The organism is Leifsonia virtsii (assembly GCF_030433675.1).
Classification (GTDB): domain Bacteria; phylum Actinomycetota; class Actinomycetes; order Actinomycetales; family Microbacteriaceae; genus Leifsonia; species Leifsonia virtsii.
In genome coordinates, this window is the sequence record NZ_JAROCB010000001.1 from 315,770 (window position 1) to 329,901 (window position 14,132).

Annotated in this window: 12 protein-coding genes; 6 read left to right on the plus strand and 6 right to left on the minus strand. The window is 70.9% G+C overall.

Going from position 1 to position 14,132, the window contains the following annotated elements; translation table 11 throughout:
- Positions 1–15 precede the first annotated feature (15 nt).
- The 3 genes from def (at position 16) to P5G59_RS01535 (ending at position 2,464) form a co-directional block, all read left to right on the plus strand.
- Positions 16–507: a peptide deformylase gene (def, locus tag P5G59_RS01525; protein ID WP_301215314.1), complete on the plus strand. Its 492-nt coding sequence runs from the start codon at positions 16–18 to the stop codon at positions 505–507.
- Between the two features lie 23 nt (positions 508–530).
- Complete coding sequence (locus P5G59_RS01530; protein WP_301215316.1) at positions 531–1,376, plus strand: NAD-dependent epimerase/dehydratase family protein; 846 nt, start codon at positions 531–533, stop codon at positions 1,374–1,376.
- A 284-nt stretch (positions 1,377–1,660) separates the two neighbouring features.
- Complete coding sequence (locus tag P5G59_RS01535) at positions 1,661–2,464, plus strand: hypothetical protein (RefSeq protein WP_301215318.1); 804 nt, start codon at positions 1,661–1,663, stop codon at positions 2,462–2,464.
- A gap of 10 nt (positions 2,465–2,474) precedes the next feature.
- Here P5G59_RS01535 and P5G59_RS01540 read toward each other — a convergent pair whose 3' ends face one another.
- Positions 2,475–4,304 carry an AMP-dependent synthetase/ligase gene (locus P5G59_RS01540; protein WP_301215320.1) on the minus strand — a complete coding sequence of 610 codons (1,830 nt, stop codon included), beginning with the start codon at positions 4,302–4,304 and terminating at the stop codon, positions 2,475–2,477.
- A gap of 148 nt (positions 4,305–4,452) precedes the next feature.
- Here P5G59_RS01540 and P5G59_RS01545 point away from each other — a divergent pair, with 148 nt between their 5' ends.
- From P5G59_RS01545 to P5G59_RS01555, 3 genes are all read left to right on the plus strand, one after another.
- Positions 4,453–5,403: an ROK family glucokinase gene (locus P5G59_RS01545; protein ID WP_301216965.1), complete on the plus strand. Its 951-nt coding sequence runs from the start codon at positions 4,453–4,455 to the stop codon at positions 5,401–5,403.
- A 28-nt stretch (positions 5,404–5,431) separates the two neighbouring features.
- Positions 5,432–6,121: a lysophospholipid acyltransferase family protein gene (locus P5G59_RS01550; RefSeq protein ID WP_301215322.1), complete on the plus strand. Its 690-nt coding sequence runs from the start codon at positions 5,432–5,434 to the stop codon at positions 6,119–6,121.
- Between the two features lie 108 nt (positions 6,122–6,229).
- Positions 6,230–7,561, plus strand: coding sequence for a class II 3-deoxy-7-phosphoheptulonate synthase (locus tag P5G59_RS01555; protein WP_301216968.1), 1,332 nt, complete (start codon positions 6,230–6,232; stop codon positions 7,559–7,561).
- 65 nt (positions 7,562–7,626) lie between these two features.
- Here P5G59_RS01555 and P5G59_RS01560 read toward each other — a convergent pair whose 3' ends face one another.
- The 5 genes from P5G59_RS01560 to pknB all read right to left on the minus strand — a co-directional run bounded on the left by P5G59_RS01560 (position 7,627) and on the right by pknB (position 14,121).
- Complete coding sequence (locus tag P5G59_RS01560) at positions 7,627–8,859, minus strand: ABC transporter permease (protein WP_301215324.1); 1,233 nt, start codon at positions 8,857–8,859, stop codon at positions 7,627–7,629.
- Complete coding sequence (locus tag P5G59_RS01565) at positions 8,856–9,548, minus strand: ABC transporter ATP-binding protein (protein WP_301215326.1); 693 nt, start codon at positions 9,546–9,548, stop codon at positions 8,856–8,858. The genes P5G59_RS01560 and P5G59_RS01565 overlap by 4 nt, the downstream gene beginning before the upstream one ends.
- Positions 9,545–11,017, minus strand: a complete 1,473-nt coding sequence (locus tag P5G59_RS01570) for a permuted SH3 domain-containing protein (protein ID WP_301215328.1) — start codon at positions 11,015–11,017, stop codon at positions 9,545–9,547. The genes P5G59_RS01565 and P5G59_RS01570 overlap by 4 nt, the downstream gene beginning before the upstream one ends.
- Complete coding sequence (locus tag P5G59_RS01575; RefSeq protein ID WP_301215330.1) at positions 11,014–11,997, minus strand: hypothetical protein; 984 nt, start codon at positions 11,995–11,997, stop codon at positions 11,014–11,016. Before P5G59_RS01575 ends, P5G59_RS01570 begins: the two co-directional genes overlap by 4 nt.
- 222 nt (positions 11,998–12,219) lie before the next feature.
- Positions 12,220–14,121 (minus strand): Stk1 family PASTA domain-containing Ser/Thr kinase, encoded by a 1,902-nt coding sequence (gene pknB / locus P5G59_RS01580; protein ID WP_301215331.1) that lies wholly within the window; start codon positions 14,119–14,121, stop codon positions 12,220–12,222.
- Between the last annotated feature and the right edge of the window lie 11 nt (positions 14,122–14,132).

Below are 14,132 nucleotides of genomic sequence, written 5' to 3' on the forward strand. Positions count from 1 at the left end.
ACCCAAGGAGCACCCATGACCGAGCGTCAGATCCGCCTGTTCGGCGACCCCGTCCTGAAGACCCCGTCCGAGCCCATCGGCGAGATCGACGACGGCGTGCGCGGACTGGTGGAGGACCTCGTCGACAGCGTGCTCCCGCCTGGGCGGGCCGGCGTCGCCGCACCGCAGATCGGTGTGAACGAGCGGGCCTTCAGCTACAACGTGGACGGGCAGGTCGGCTACGTGATCAACCCCGTGCTCGTGGAGGTGTCGGGGGAGCCGGAGCTGATGGACGAGGGCTGCCTGTCCGTGCCCGGGCTGTGGTTCAAGACGCTGCGCTACCCGTTCGCCCGGGTGACCGGCGTGGACCTCGACGGCAACGAGATCGAGGTCTCCGGCACAGGCGTGCTCGCTCAGGCACTGCAGCACGAGACCGACCACCTCGACGGCAAGCTCTACCTCGACCGCCTCGACAAGGATTCCCGTCGCGAGGCGATGAAGCAGGTGCGCGAGTCCGACTGGTTCTGACCGGCGCGGCCTAGGATGGCCGTATGCGCATTGCGGTCACCGGAGGATCGGGCAAGCTCGGACGCACGGTCGTGCGCGAGCTGCGGAAGGCGGGAGACGTCGTCGTGTCCCTCGACGCGACGGGGGAGCGCGGGCCCGGCTTCGTCCGGGTCGACCTGACCGATTACGGGCAGACGGTGGACGCCATCCTCGGCGTCAACGACCAGCACGACGGCTTCGACGCGATCGTGCACCTGGCGGCCATCCCGGCGCCCGGCATCCTGAGCGACGTCGCGACGTTCCACAACAACATCCGGGTCACCTACAACGTGTTCCAGGCGGCGCGGCGGGCGGGCATCCGCAACGTCGTGTACGCGTCGAGCGAGACCGTGCTCGGCCTGCCGTTCGACGTGCCTCCGCCCTACATCCCCGTCGACGAGGACTACCCGGCGCGGCCGGAGAGCACCTACTCGCTGGTGAAGCACCTCGAGGAGCAGATGGCCATCGAGCTCGTGCGCTGGGATCCGGCGCTCAAGATCGTGGCGCTGCGCTTCAGCAACGTGATGGACCCGGAGGACTACGCGGCCTTCCCCGCCTTCGACGACGACCCGTACGCCCGAAAGTGGAACCTGTGGGGCTACATCGACGCGCGCGACGGCGCCCAGGCGATCCGGCGCGCGCTGGAGTGGGACACCACCGGCTTCGACCGCTTCATCATCGCCGCCGCCGACACCGTGATGAGCCGCCCGAACGACGAACTCGTCGCCGAGGTGTTCCCCGGCGTGCCGCTGAAGCGCGACCTCGGCGTGAACGACACCCTCCTCTCGATCGACAAGGCCCGCCGCGTGCTGGGCTACGCGCCCACCCACTCCTGGCGCGACGAGGTCTGATTGCCCCGATTTGCCCTAAATCGCGGTTGTGGCGACGACATAGCCGCGATTTGGGGCAAATCTTCGAACGGCGCGGGTGTGGATAGTCGCGGGTTGTCCACAGATCGGGCGGAGGAACTTTCCGGGCTGGTGTTTCGGGGCACGATGCTGGAATGCGAAGCCCAAGCCCACTTCCACGGCAGCTCGTCGGTGTCCCCTTCACCGCTCGCCAGGCTCGTCAGCACGGCGTTGACGAGCTCCGTCTTCGCGCGAGAGACATCTACCACCCATTCCATGGGGTCAACGTGTCCGAGCCTGCAGAATCCATCCGTGAGCTCTGCGTGGCCTACCTCGCAGTGATGCCGTCCGCTGCGTTCTTCAGCCACTCGACCGCGGCGGCGCTTCTCGGTATTCCTCTACCGTCGACCGTCTCGACGTTCCCGTTGCACGTCACGGTGCGCGCCCCTCGCTCGGCGCCGCAGGGGCGTGGCATCATCGGGCACAGCCTGGGGAGCGTCGCGGGCCAGATAGTCGACGGTCTCCCGGTCTGTACCCCCGCCCACGTGTGGTGTCAGCTGGCCGCGGAAGTAGGAGGAGCGGACCTTGTCGCGGCGGCGGACCACCTCGTCGGGGCACGCGCGCGGCCCGCGCTTGCGACAGTCGACGAGTTGGCGCAGCTCTCCGCGCAACTCACCAGGGTGAGAGGCGGTCGGGCACGGGCGTGGGCCCTTCCACGGATACGCTTCGGTGCCGAGTCTCGTCCGGAGACTCTTCTTCGGCTCTTCCTCGAAGAGCTGGGATTCGTCGACCTGGAGGTCAACCTGCCCGTGATGGTGGATGCGGGCCGGGTGACGCTGCATCCCGACCTCTCGCTACCCGCCGCCCGAATCGCCTTCGAGTACGAGGGTGACCGTCACCGGATGGACCGACGCCAATGGTCGCAGGACATTCGGCGCCGCGAATTGCTTGAGTTCGCCGGATGGCGTGTGGTGCGGGTAACCGCTGCCGACCTCTTTCACGATCGCCGGACCTTCGTCGACCGTCTTCGACGATTTGTGCCGAATCTCGGTTCTGAGGCAGCCAATCCCGAGATCTGGCGCAAATCGTGAGGGGAGGCGGTCAGTGGGCGAGCGAGAAGCCCTCGGTGCGGGGGTTGTCGCTGTAGATGCCGTCGATGACGTCGGCGAAGTCGGCCAGGATGACGTTGCGCTTGATGCTGAGCTTCGGCGTCAGGTGGCCGCTCGCCTCCGTCAGCTCCGTGGCGAGCACGACGAACTTGCGGATGCTCTCGGCGCGCGAGACGCCCGCGTTCGCGTGGTCGACCGCGCGCTGGATCTCGGCGTGGACGGCCGGGTTGACCGACGCCTCGGCGAGGGTCATGTCCTTGTCCTCGCCGTTGTTGGCGAGCCAGGTGGGCAGCATCTCCGTGTCGAGCGTGACCAGGGCCGAGATGAACGGCTTCTGATCGCCGACGACGACGACCTGACCGACCAGCGGGTTCGCCCGGATCGGGTCCTCGAGAGCCGCGGGCGAGACGTTCTTGCCGCCGGCGGTGACGATGATCTCCTTCTTGCGGCCGGTGATCGTCAGGTAGCCGTCGGCGTCGAACGAGCCCAGGTCGCCGGTGCGGAACCAGCCGTCGTCGAACGCGGCGGCGGTCGCCTCCGGGTTCTTCCAGTACTCCTTGAAGACGTTGATGCCGCGTACCTGGATCTCGCCGTCCTCCGCGAGGCGCAGGTCGACGCCGGGAAGGGCCGGGCCGACCGTGCCGATCTTGAACATGTCCGGCCGGTTCACGGTGGCGGGCGCGGTGGTCTCGGTCAGGCCGTAGCCCTCGAGCACCTTGATGCCGAGGCTGTGGAAGAAGTGGCCGAGGTGCGCGCCGAGCGGGGCGGATCCGGAGACGGCGTACTTCACGCGGCCGCCCATCGCGGCGCGCAGCTTGGAGAACACCAGCCGGTCGTACAGGGCGAACTTCAGCTTCAGGCCGAACGGCACCGACCCCGCCTCGACCGCCTTCGAGTGCTCCACCGCGACCTCCGCCGCCGCGCGGAAGATCTTGCCGCGGCCGCCGGATTCCGCCTTCTGCTCCGCCGAGTTGTAGACCTTCTCGAACACGCGCGGCACCGCGAGCAGGAACGTCGGCTTGAAGCTCGCCAGCGCCGGCAGCAGCTGCTTCGTGTCGGCCTGGTGCCCGACCTTCACGCCGCCGGTCACACAGAGCACCGCGATGAACCGCGCGAACACGTGCGCGGTCGTGATGAACAGCAGCGTGGATGCGCCGCCCGGCTGCTGCACGACCTCCTTCAGCGCCTCGGCCGAGTTGCGGGCGAGCTCGACGAAGTTGGAGTGCGTCAGCACGCATCCCTTCGGCCGCCCGGTGGAGCCCGAGGTGTAGATCAGCGTCCCGATGTCGGAGCCGACCGCGAGGCGGCGGCGCCGCTCGATCTCCTCGTCGGGCACGTCCTTGCCGGCCGCGGCGAGCTTGTCTAGGTCGCCCAGGTGCAGCTGCCACACGGTGTCGATGAGCGGGAGCTCGGGGTGCACCTCGTCGAAGCGCGAGAACATCTCGGCCGTCTCCAGGAAGACGGCGATGGCCCCGGAGTCGGACATGTTCCACTGCACCTGCGCGGGGGAGGAGGTCTCGTAGATGGGGACGAGCACGGCTCCCGCGAACCACGTCGCGAAGTCGATGAGGGTCCACTCGTACCGCGTCTTCGACATCAGCCCGATCTTGTCGCCGGGCTGGATGCCCGCCGCGACGAGCCCCTTCGCCAGCGCGATCACCTGGCGGTGGAACTCCGCCGCGGTGACGTCCTTCCAGCCGTCGCCGTCGGGCAGGCTGAACAGCGGCTGGTCCGGGGTCTCGGCGACCCGCTGAACCAGCAGGTCGGTGGCGTTGGCCTCGGGGTCGAGCGGGACGACGACGGGGGTTTCGAACAGGTTCACGGTAGCTCCCTCGATACCGGCGGACGGGCGGACGACCGAATGGCTTCGGCCCTATCGGTTGATTACACTCTAGATGGTCCGGCTGAGGGTCCTCTCGACCCGCGGCCGCTCGCACCCCCACGCCCCCACCCCCGCAGGAAGGCCATACGTGCACGCCATCGGCATCGACATCGGAGGGACCAAGATCGCGGGGGCCGTCGTCGACGAGCTCGGCACGATCGTGCGGGAGGACAGGGTTCCGACCGACGCGAGCCGGCCGGAGGAGATCGAGAACGCGGTCGTCGCCATGATCCAGCGGCTCTCGGACGGTCCCGAGGAGATCGCGGGAGCCGGGGTGGCAGCGGCCGGCTTCATCGATGCCGCGCAGTCGACCGTGTACTACGCGCCGAACATCAACTGGCGCCACGAGCCGTTCCGGGACAAGCTCGAGGCCCGCCTCGACCTCCCGGTCATCATCGAGAACGACGCCAACGCGGCCGGCTGGGCCGAGTTCCGCTACGGCGCGGGCCGGCTGGTCTCCGACATGGTCGTGCTGACCATCGGGACGGGCGTGGGCGGCGCGATCGTGAGCAACGACCGGCTGTTCCGCGGCGGCTTCGGCGCCGGGGCCGAGATCGGCCACATGCGGGTCGTCCCGGGCGGGCTCCCGTGCGGCTGCGGCGCGCACGGCTGCATCGAGCAGTACGGTTCCGGCCGCGCGCTGCAGCGGATGGCGAACGAGCTCGCCGACGCCGGCGGCATCGGCCAGGGTCTCGCCGACGTGCGGGCGCGCACCGGCGCGCTCACGGGAACGGACATCAGCGCGCTGATCGGCGCGGGCGACCCGGGCGCGCTGGCCGCGCTCCGGCAGCTGGGCGACTGGCTCGGCCAGGCCTGCGCGAGCCTGGGCGCCATCCTCGACCCCCAGCTGTTCGTCTTCGGCGGCGGCGTCGCTCAGGCGGGGGAGCTGCTCCTGGAGCCGATCCGCCTCGCCTACCTGGAGAACCTGCCCGCACGCGGCTTCCACCCCGAGCCCGAATTCGCGATCGCCGAGCTGGTGAACGACGCCGGGGTCGTCGGGGCGGCCGACCTGGCGCGGCTGCACGCCTCCTCGCTCTAGGCGCCGCACGGGGTTAGGCTTCGGTTCGATGTTCTACTGGCTGATGAAGTACGTGATCGCGGGGCCGATCCTGCGCGGCATCTTCCGGCCGTGGGTGGTGGGGCTCGAGAACATCCCGGCCGAAGGCGCCGTCATCCTGGCGAGCAACCACCTGTCGTTCATCGACTCGATCTTCCTGCCGCTCGAGGTGGACAGGCACGTGTCGTTCCTCGCCAAGAGCGACTACTTCACCCGCCGCGGCCTGAAGGGCTGGGCGACCAAGGCGTTCATGAACGCGACGGGCCAGCTCCCGATCGACCGCTCCGGCGGCAAGGCGTCGGAGGCGTCGCTCAACACCGGGCTCGCGGTGCTCGCGCGCGGCGAGATCCTCGGCATCTACCCGGAGGGCACCCGCAGCCCCGACGGCAAGCTGTACCGAGGCCGCACCGGCGTCGCCCGCATGATCCTCGAGGCCGGCGTGCCGGTCGTCCCGGTGGCCATGGTGGACACCGCGGAGATCATGCCCATCGGCAAGCGGCTGCCCAAGATCGGCCGCATCGGCATCATCGTCGGCGAGCCCCTCGACTTCTCCCGCTTCGAGGGGATGGAGGGCGACCGCTTCATCCTGCGCTCGGTCACCGACGAGATCATGTACGAGCTGCAGCGCCTGGGTGCTCAGGAGTACATGGACGTCTACGCCAGCACGGTCAAGGAGAAGCGGGCGTCGCTGTCACAGTAGGACGGGCACCCCGGCATTCGCGATAGGCTCGGATATCCCATCCAACACCGAGTGAGCGGAAGACCAGTGCTACAGACCACAGAGCCCGTCGTGCGACCAGACGAGTCCGTGATCGAGGGCCTGGAGTATTGGCGCACGCTCCCGATCAAGCAGCAGCCGCAGTGGCCCGACCCGGAGGCCGCGGCCGCCGCCTCCGCCGAGATCGCGACCCTGCCGCCGCTCGTCTTCGCCGGCGAGGTCGACCAGCTCCGCACCCGCCTCGCGCGGGCGGCCGCGGGCGAGGCGTTCCTGCTGCAGGGCGGCGACTGCGCCGAGACATTCGCGGGCGCGACCGCCGACCAGATCCGCAACCGTGTCAAGACCGTGCTGCAGATGGCCGTCGTGCTGACCTACGGCGCGTCCGTGCCCGTCATCAAGATGGGCCGCATGGCCGGGCAGTTCGCCAAGCCGCGCTCCAGCGACACGGAGACGCGCAACGGCGTCACGCTTCCCGCCTACCGCGGCGACATCGTCAACGGCTACGACTTCACCCCCGAGTCGCGCCAGGCCGACCCGCGCCGGCTGGTGCAGGGCTACCACACCGCCGCCTCCACGCTGAACCTGATCCGCGCCTTCACGCAGGGCGGTTTCGCCGACCTGCGCCAGGTGCACAGCTGGAACAAGGGCTTCGCAGCCAACCCGGCCAACCAGCGCTACGAGGGTCTCGCGCGCGAGATCGACCGCGCCATCAAGTTCATGGAGGCGGCCGGCGCCGACTTCGACGAGCTCAAGCGGGTGGAGTTCTACTCCAGCCACGAGGCGCTGCTGATGGACTACGAGCGCCCGATGACGCGCATCGACTCGCGCACCGGGACGCCGTACAACACGTCTGCGCACTTCGTCTGGATCGGGGAGCGCACGCGCGACCTCGACGGCGCGCACGTCGACTTCCTGTCCCGGGTGCGCAACCCGATCGGCGTGAAGCTCGGCCCGACCACCTCGCGCGACGACATGCTGCGACTGATCGACAAGCTGGACCCGGAGCGCGAGCCCGGCCGGCTGACGTTCATCACGCGCATGGGCGCCGGCACGATCCGGGATGCGCTCCCGCCGCTGCTCGAGGCCATCAAGCGGACGGACGCGCTCCCGCTGTGGGTGACCGACCCGATGCACGGCAACGGCCTGACGACCCCGAACGGCTACAAGACGCGCCGCTTCGACGACGTCGTGGACGAGGTGAAGGGCTTCTTCGAGGCGCACAGGGCCGCGGGCACCAACCCCGGCGGCATCCACGTCGAGCTCACCGGCGACGACGTCACCGAGTGCCTGGGCGGGTCGGAGCACATCGACGAGGCCACCCTCGCGACGCGCTACGAGTCGCTGTGCGACCCGCGCCTGAACCACATGCAGTCGCTGGAGCTGGCGTTCCTGGTGGCCGAGGAGCTCTCCGCCACGAACTAGCCCGGCCGAAGCGGCAGAACCGTCAGGACACGCCGCCGTCCCCACCGGGACGGCGGCGTGTTCCGTCAGACGCCGGTGCGCAGCGCGTCCGCCGGCTCGATCCTCGCGGCCCGCAGCGCCGGGTACACGCCCGCCACGAGCCCGATCGCGGTGCCGAGCGCCGGGGCGGCGAACGCCGTCCACGGCTCGATGGCGGGCGACCAGCCCTGCGTCAGCGCGATGACGACGACCGCGCCGACGCCGATCGCCGTCCCGGCCAGCCCGCCCACGACGCCCACCGCACCCGTCTCGACCATGAACTGCGCCGCGATGGCGCGCGAGGTGGCGCCGAGCGCTCGGCGCAGGCCGATCTCGCCGCTGCGCTCCTTGACGGACAGCGCCGTCACGTTGACGATGCCGAGCGCCCCGGCGAGCAGCGAGACGAGACCGAGCAGCAGGAACGCCAGGGTCGTGTCCGCCTGCGCCTTCGCGGCGCGCTGCGACCCGCCGAGCACCTCCGGCCGGAAGTCTCCCGGGCTGTTCGGCGAGAGCGCGATCGGCACCTGGTGCTCCACCAGCGGGCCGAGGCCGCGGGCGACGCGCAGGTGCAGCTCGTCCCCGGACGGAGCCGCGAAGTCCCTCCGAGCGGTCGTCTCCGGGACGATGACCCCGCCGAGCAGGTCGCTGCGCTGCTCGACGCGGTCCAGGATGCCGACGACCGTGTAGGGGAGCGTCCCGATGAAGACGGTCGGCTGCCGGTCGACGCGTGCGAGGCCCAGCTGCGCGGCGGCGTCCATGCCGAGCACCGCGACCCGGTCCTTCCGCGCGCTGTGGCCGGCGTCGAAGGTGCGGCCGGTGGTCACGTGGGCGCCGACCGCGTCGAACAGCCCGGGCGTCGCCGAGAACACGACGGGCGGGAGGGTCTCGGCGGCGGAGGGGTCGTTCACCGGCACGGTCGTGATCCGGGCGTCGCCGGTGGGCACCTCGGTGAGGAGGCCTGCCGCGGTCACCCCCGTGAGACGACTCGCCCGCTGCTCGGCGTCGTCGGGGAAGGCCGCGGTCGGCCGCGATTCCCCCGAGCTGTCGCGGGCGGTCTGCGGCGCGACGACGAAGTGGGTGGCCTGGCTCGGGTCGAGCTGCCGACGGAGCTCGCCGGCCGTGGTCTGCGCCAGACCGTAGGTGAGCACGAGCGACCCGATCCCGAGCACGGTCCCCACGGTCATGAGGAGGAGCCGGGCGGGGCGTCCGGAGAGGCTGCGCACCGCCTCTGCGAGGAGGTCCTGGAGGCCGAAGGCGTCCGGATCGCGGCGGCGCCTCATCCCTCGACCACCGTGCCGTCGACGATGCGGATGACGCGCCGGGCCCGGGCGGCGACGGCCGCGTCGTGCGTGATGACCATGACGGCCATCCCGTCCGCGTTCAGCTCCTCGAAGAGCTCCATCACCTGGGCGGACGTGGCCTGGTCGAGGTTGCCCGTGGGCTCGTCGGCGAGCAGCAGGCGGGGAGAGGTCATGGTCGCGCGCGCCACGGCGACGCGCTGGCGCTCACCGCCGGAGAGGGTCGTGGGCGTGAAGCCCGCCCGATGGCCGAGGCCGACGCGGTGGATCGCGCGCAGGGCCGCCTCCACCCGCTCCTCCCGCGGGACGCCGCTGTAGAGGGTCGAGAGCAGGACGTTCTCCAGCACCGTGCGCTCCGGGATGAGGTGGAATGACTGGAAGACGAAGCCGATGCTGCGGGCGCGGAGGGCGGTGCGCTCGCCGTCAGCGAGCCCCGTGGTCTCGACCCCGTCGAACCGGTACGCACCGCTGCTGGGCCGGTCGAGCAGCCCGAGCAGGTTCAGGAGGGTGGACTTGCCGGAGCCGCTCGGGCCGACGATCGAGGTGTAGCCGCCGGGCTCGACGCGCAGCGACGTGGGGTGCAGCACCTCGATCGGCGGAGGGCCGGGGAACGACTTGGTGAGCCCGTCCAGGTCGATCAGCGCGCGTGCCGGCACCGTCGTGCCGCTCATCGCCCCACCACGACCTGGTCGCCGCGGGCGAGCTCACCCGCGACCTCGACGAGCCCGTCGGCGGCGAGGCCGGTCGTGACGGGCACCACGCGGGTCCGGCCGTGTTCGGCGACCTCGACCCGGCTGCCGCCGCCCGGGCCTGCGGTGAGCGCGGCCGCGGGCACCACGAGCACCTTTCCCTTCGTCGCCTTCACCGGGATGCTCACCCGGACGTTCTGACCGCGCAGCTGCTCGACCTGCTGCGGGGTGAGGGAGGGGAAGCCGAGCACGACCTCCCACGCCCGCCCGGACTTCTTGCCGTCGTCGTTCCCGGTCTGCTGTCGGACGGCGGTGACGGCCGCCGCGGCCGATGTGCCGCCCGGCACCGCGACCGACGCCGTCTGGCCTGTGCGCAGCAGCTCTGCCTCCGCCGCGCTCGCCGTGGCGGTGACCGACAAGGTGGCGCCCGACACGGTCATCGCCGTGCCCTCGAGCGCCGTCCCGCGCTGCGCCTTGACCTCGTCGACACGCCGCGGCAGCGTCGGCAGGAACAGGACCTCGTTGACCGGGAGCGGGGTGACCGCCGCCGCGGTCGCCTTCTCGAGCTCCGCCCGCGCGGAGTCCCGTTCGGCACGCGCGGACGAGACGGCCTGCGCCTCCGCGCTCGTGTCGGGTGCCCCGAGGCCGACCTCGCGCTGTGTCTGGGCGAGCCGGAGGCCGTCCTCGGCCTTCGCGACCGCCGCCGCGTCTCCGGCCGCGCGCGCCGCCGCGAGCTCCCGCTCGGCCTCGCGGACCGCGTTGTCGAGCTCGACCCGCTTCGCCGCGTCGGCGCCCTTGCCTGCGGCGGTCAGCGCGCGCTGGGCCTCCTGCAGGGCCTTCTCGGCGGACTGGACCGCCTGGCGGCCGCTGTCGACAGCGCTCTTCGCGTCCGCGTCGACCGCCGGCGGGGCGTATCCGACCTTCTGGTAGAGGGCGACGGCGGCGGCGGCGGTCGCGCTGTCGTAGCTGTCGGAACCGCCGGGGTCGAAGCCCGCTGTGCGCAGCGCCTCCTTCAGCTGGGTGACATCGGGACCGGTCTGGCCGGCGCGCAGCGTGCGGTATGCCGGGAGCGCGCCTGGCAGCACGATCACCGGGCGGCCCGCGACCTCCAGGGCGACGCCGAGGGTGTCGAGCGTCGTCCCGACCGCCGGGACCGCACCTGTGACCACGGCGGGGCCGGGCAGCTCGCCCGCCGCGATCTTGACCTCGACCGCGTCGTCGAACGCCACATCGCCGCGCAGGGTGACCGTGTTGCTCAGCACCTTCGACTCCACCGGGACCGTGATCGGGCCGCCGGAGCCGGGGGACTGCGCCGCGTCCGCTGACGACAGCAGCGCTCCGCCGGCGTAGCCCGCCACGAGGCAGACGACGGAGGCGCCGGCCACGGTCCAGAGGAGCCGGTTGCCGCGCAGGACGCGCGCCCAGCCGGAGACCGTCGCGCGCGCTGTCATTTGGAGCTTCCGTAGGCGTCGACCAGCGCGTCGAGCTTCGCCCGGTTCTGCTGGATGAACGTGTCCTCCAGCGCGAACTGGGCCTTCAGCTGCGTCTCGGTGTAGTGGACGCGCTGGTCGCAGCGGAAGTCGGCAAGGGCCAGCGCGATCTCCGCGTCGCGGACCTTCTTCTTCTCGGCGGCGGAGGGCTGCTTGTCCTCCGAGGAGACCTCGCCGTCGTCCAGCCCGTAGAGCTCGGCGTTCTGCTTCGACGCGCGCTCGAGCGCGTCCGACTTCTTGGTCAGGCCCGAGTACCCGGCGTCCGCCATGCAGTCCGACCACTTCCGTGCCGCGGCGACGACCTCGGGCTTCTTCTCCATCGTCTCGTAGATCTTCGACATCTTCTCGAGCAGGCCCGCGTACTTCTCGTCCTCCCAGAACTCGCCCTTACCGCCGTTCGCCGTGCGCTGCGCGTTGGCGTAGCATCCGGCCGTCGCGGGGTCGAAGGCGCCGTCACCCGAGGCGGCCGTGCCACCGTCGCCGGTGTCGATGCCCGCGCCGTGCAGAGCCGTGTTGTATGCCTCCTGCTCGCTGGGCGACAGCGAGTCGACGTACTCCTGGTTCGGGTCGGTCTTCGTGTCCGGGGCGTCGGCCGCGGTCAGGCCGTACCCGTTCTTGGCGACCCAATCCTCGGTCTGCTGGGCGGCGAGGTCGTCGGCGGCGTCGGCCGCGGAGCGGTCCGAGGGCGTGTACTCGAAGCCCTCCTTCGTCATGCAGGCCGCGGTCAGCTCCTCGATCTTCCGCTCCTTGGCCCTCAGCGCCTTGTCGTCGCCGAAGCCGGCGAGCGGGCCGAGGACGGCGAAGAGCGGGCTGTCCGTGGCGCTGATGCTCTTCGGCTCGTTCGCGGCGGTGCAGCCGGTCAGAGCGGCGGCGGTGGAGGCGGCCACGGCGATCGAGGCGGCGAGAGCGAGGGCGCGCAGAGGGCGTCGTCGAATGTGCATGGTGGTATCCCTTTGTTCGGCTGGAGGCGTCCAGCAGCCGTCGATCCGACCGTCGGAGGTCGTCCGCTCGAACCGGGGGCCACCGGCGGAAGGCCGGCGGGGATGGTCGCCCCACGGATCGCGATCGGATCTCGCTGTCACCGTCCATGCAACCACAGCCGCCTGGGCGGCACGTCCATCGCGCGACGGATTCGTGGTCCGCCGCTGGGCGGACCGCCGGCGTCAGAAGCCGGCGAAGTTGATGGTGATCGTCGAGCCCTTCGGCTGCTCGGTGCCCGCACCGGGGGATATCTTCGACACGACGAACGCGGAGGGCGCGACATCGGCGATCGCGGAGTATTTGAGCTGGAAGCCGGCGTCCGTCAGGGCCTTCTTCGCGTCCGCCCAGTTCTTGCCGACGACGTCCGGCACCGCGACCGGCTCCGGGCCTTTCGAGGTCTCCAGCAGCAGCGTGTCGTTCGGGCGCACCGGCTCGTGCTGCGGCTGCGCCGAGATGACCTTGCCCTCCGGGACCGTGTCGCTGTAGCTCTGCGGACCGGCGGAGGTCAGCAGGCCGACCTTCGCGAGCGCGGCCGTGGCGTCCTCCACCGACTTGCCCGCGACATCCGGGATCGCTCCGGCGGAGACGACGAGGTTGACCGCGGCCGCCTCGAAGTACGGCCCGCCACCCGAGATGTCGGCGCCGGTGTCGGCGCGGGTCGCCGAGATCACGGTGTTCGCCGGCACCTTGGCGTCGAACTGCTGCACGGTATCGCCTACCTTCGCGCCGACGCCGGTGATCAGGCCCTTCGCCTCATCGAGGCTCTTGCCGGCGAGGGCGGGGATGGTGACGGGCTTCGGCCCCTGCGACACCCGCAGGGTCACGGTGCTGCCGTGGGCGGCGTGCACGCCCGCCGCGGGGTCGGTGCTCGACACCATCCCCTTGGCGATCGTCGTGCTGTACTCCGGCGCCTGCGTGGTCTTGAAGCCGAGCTTGACGAGCCGGCTCGCCGCCGCATCCGGAGCCGTGTTCACCACGTTCGGGACGGCGACCAGCGAGCCGGGGCCCGCACCGAAGTACCAGCCGGTGCCGGCGGCGACACCGGCGAGCAGGATGACCAACGCGAACAGCCACCAGCCCTTCGAGCGCCGCTTCTGCGCCGCCTTGGTGAGTGTGTCCGTGGCGGCCGGGGTGCTCGCCGCGACCTGCTGCCGGATGGCCGGGTTGATGATCTGGGTCTCGCCCGCGTCCACCTCGAAGGCAGGGGGGAGCACCATGGTCGGCTGGAGCACGGCTTCGCCGCGCAGAGACTTCTCCGCCTCCAGCAGCCGGTCGAGCATCTCGCGCGCGTCGCGCGGGCGGCGGTCCGGGTCCTTCTCGGTCGCCCACAGCACCAGCTCGTCGAGCTCGGCGGGCACGGCCGGGTTCTTGGCGCTCGGCGCGGGGACCGCGTCGTTGGCGTGCTGATAGGCGATCTGCATCGGCTGCTCGCCCTGGAACGGCTGCTCGCCGGTGAGCATCTCGTACATCATGATGCCGAGCGCGTAGATGTCGCTGCGCGCGTCGGCGACGCCGCGGGTGACGAGCTCGGGGGAGAGATAGGCGATCGTGCCGAGCAGCGCCTGCCCGGTCGCGGTGTTGGCGCTGGCGGCGCGCGCCAGGCCGAAGTCGCCGATCTTGATGCGGCCGTCGTCGGCCAGCAGCACGTTCTCGGGCTTCAGGTCGCGGTGGACGATGCCCGCCTTGTGCGCGGCGGCGAGGCCCGAGAGCACGGCCTCCATGATGTCGATGGTCTGCTCGGGGGTGAGCTTGCCGTAATCCTTGAGCAGGTCGCGGAGGGTGATGCCGGGCAGGTACTCCATGACCAGGTACGCCATGTCGGAGTCCTGGCCCTGGTCGAAGACGTTGACGACGTTCGGATGCGCCAGCCGTGCGGCCGAGCGGGCCTCCTGCACGAAGCGGTTCTTGAAGGTGGAGTCGTCGGCGAGGTGGCCGTGCATGATCTTGATGGCGACGCGGCGCTCCAGGCGCAGATCGGTCGCCAGGTACACCGTCGCCATGCCGCCACGGGCGATCCGCGAGCGCACCTGATAGCGGCCGTCGATGAGACGGCCGATCATGGGGTCGGTCTGGCTCGTGGTCACGGATCGAGTCT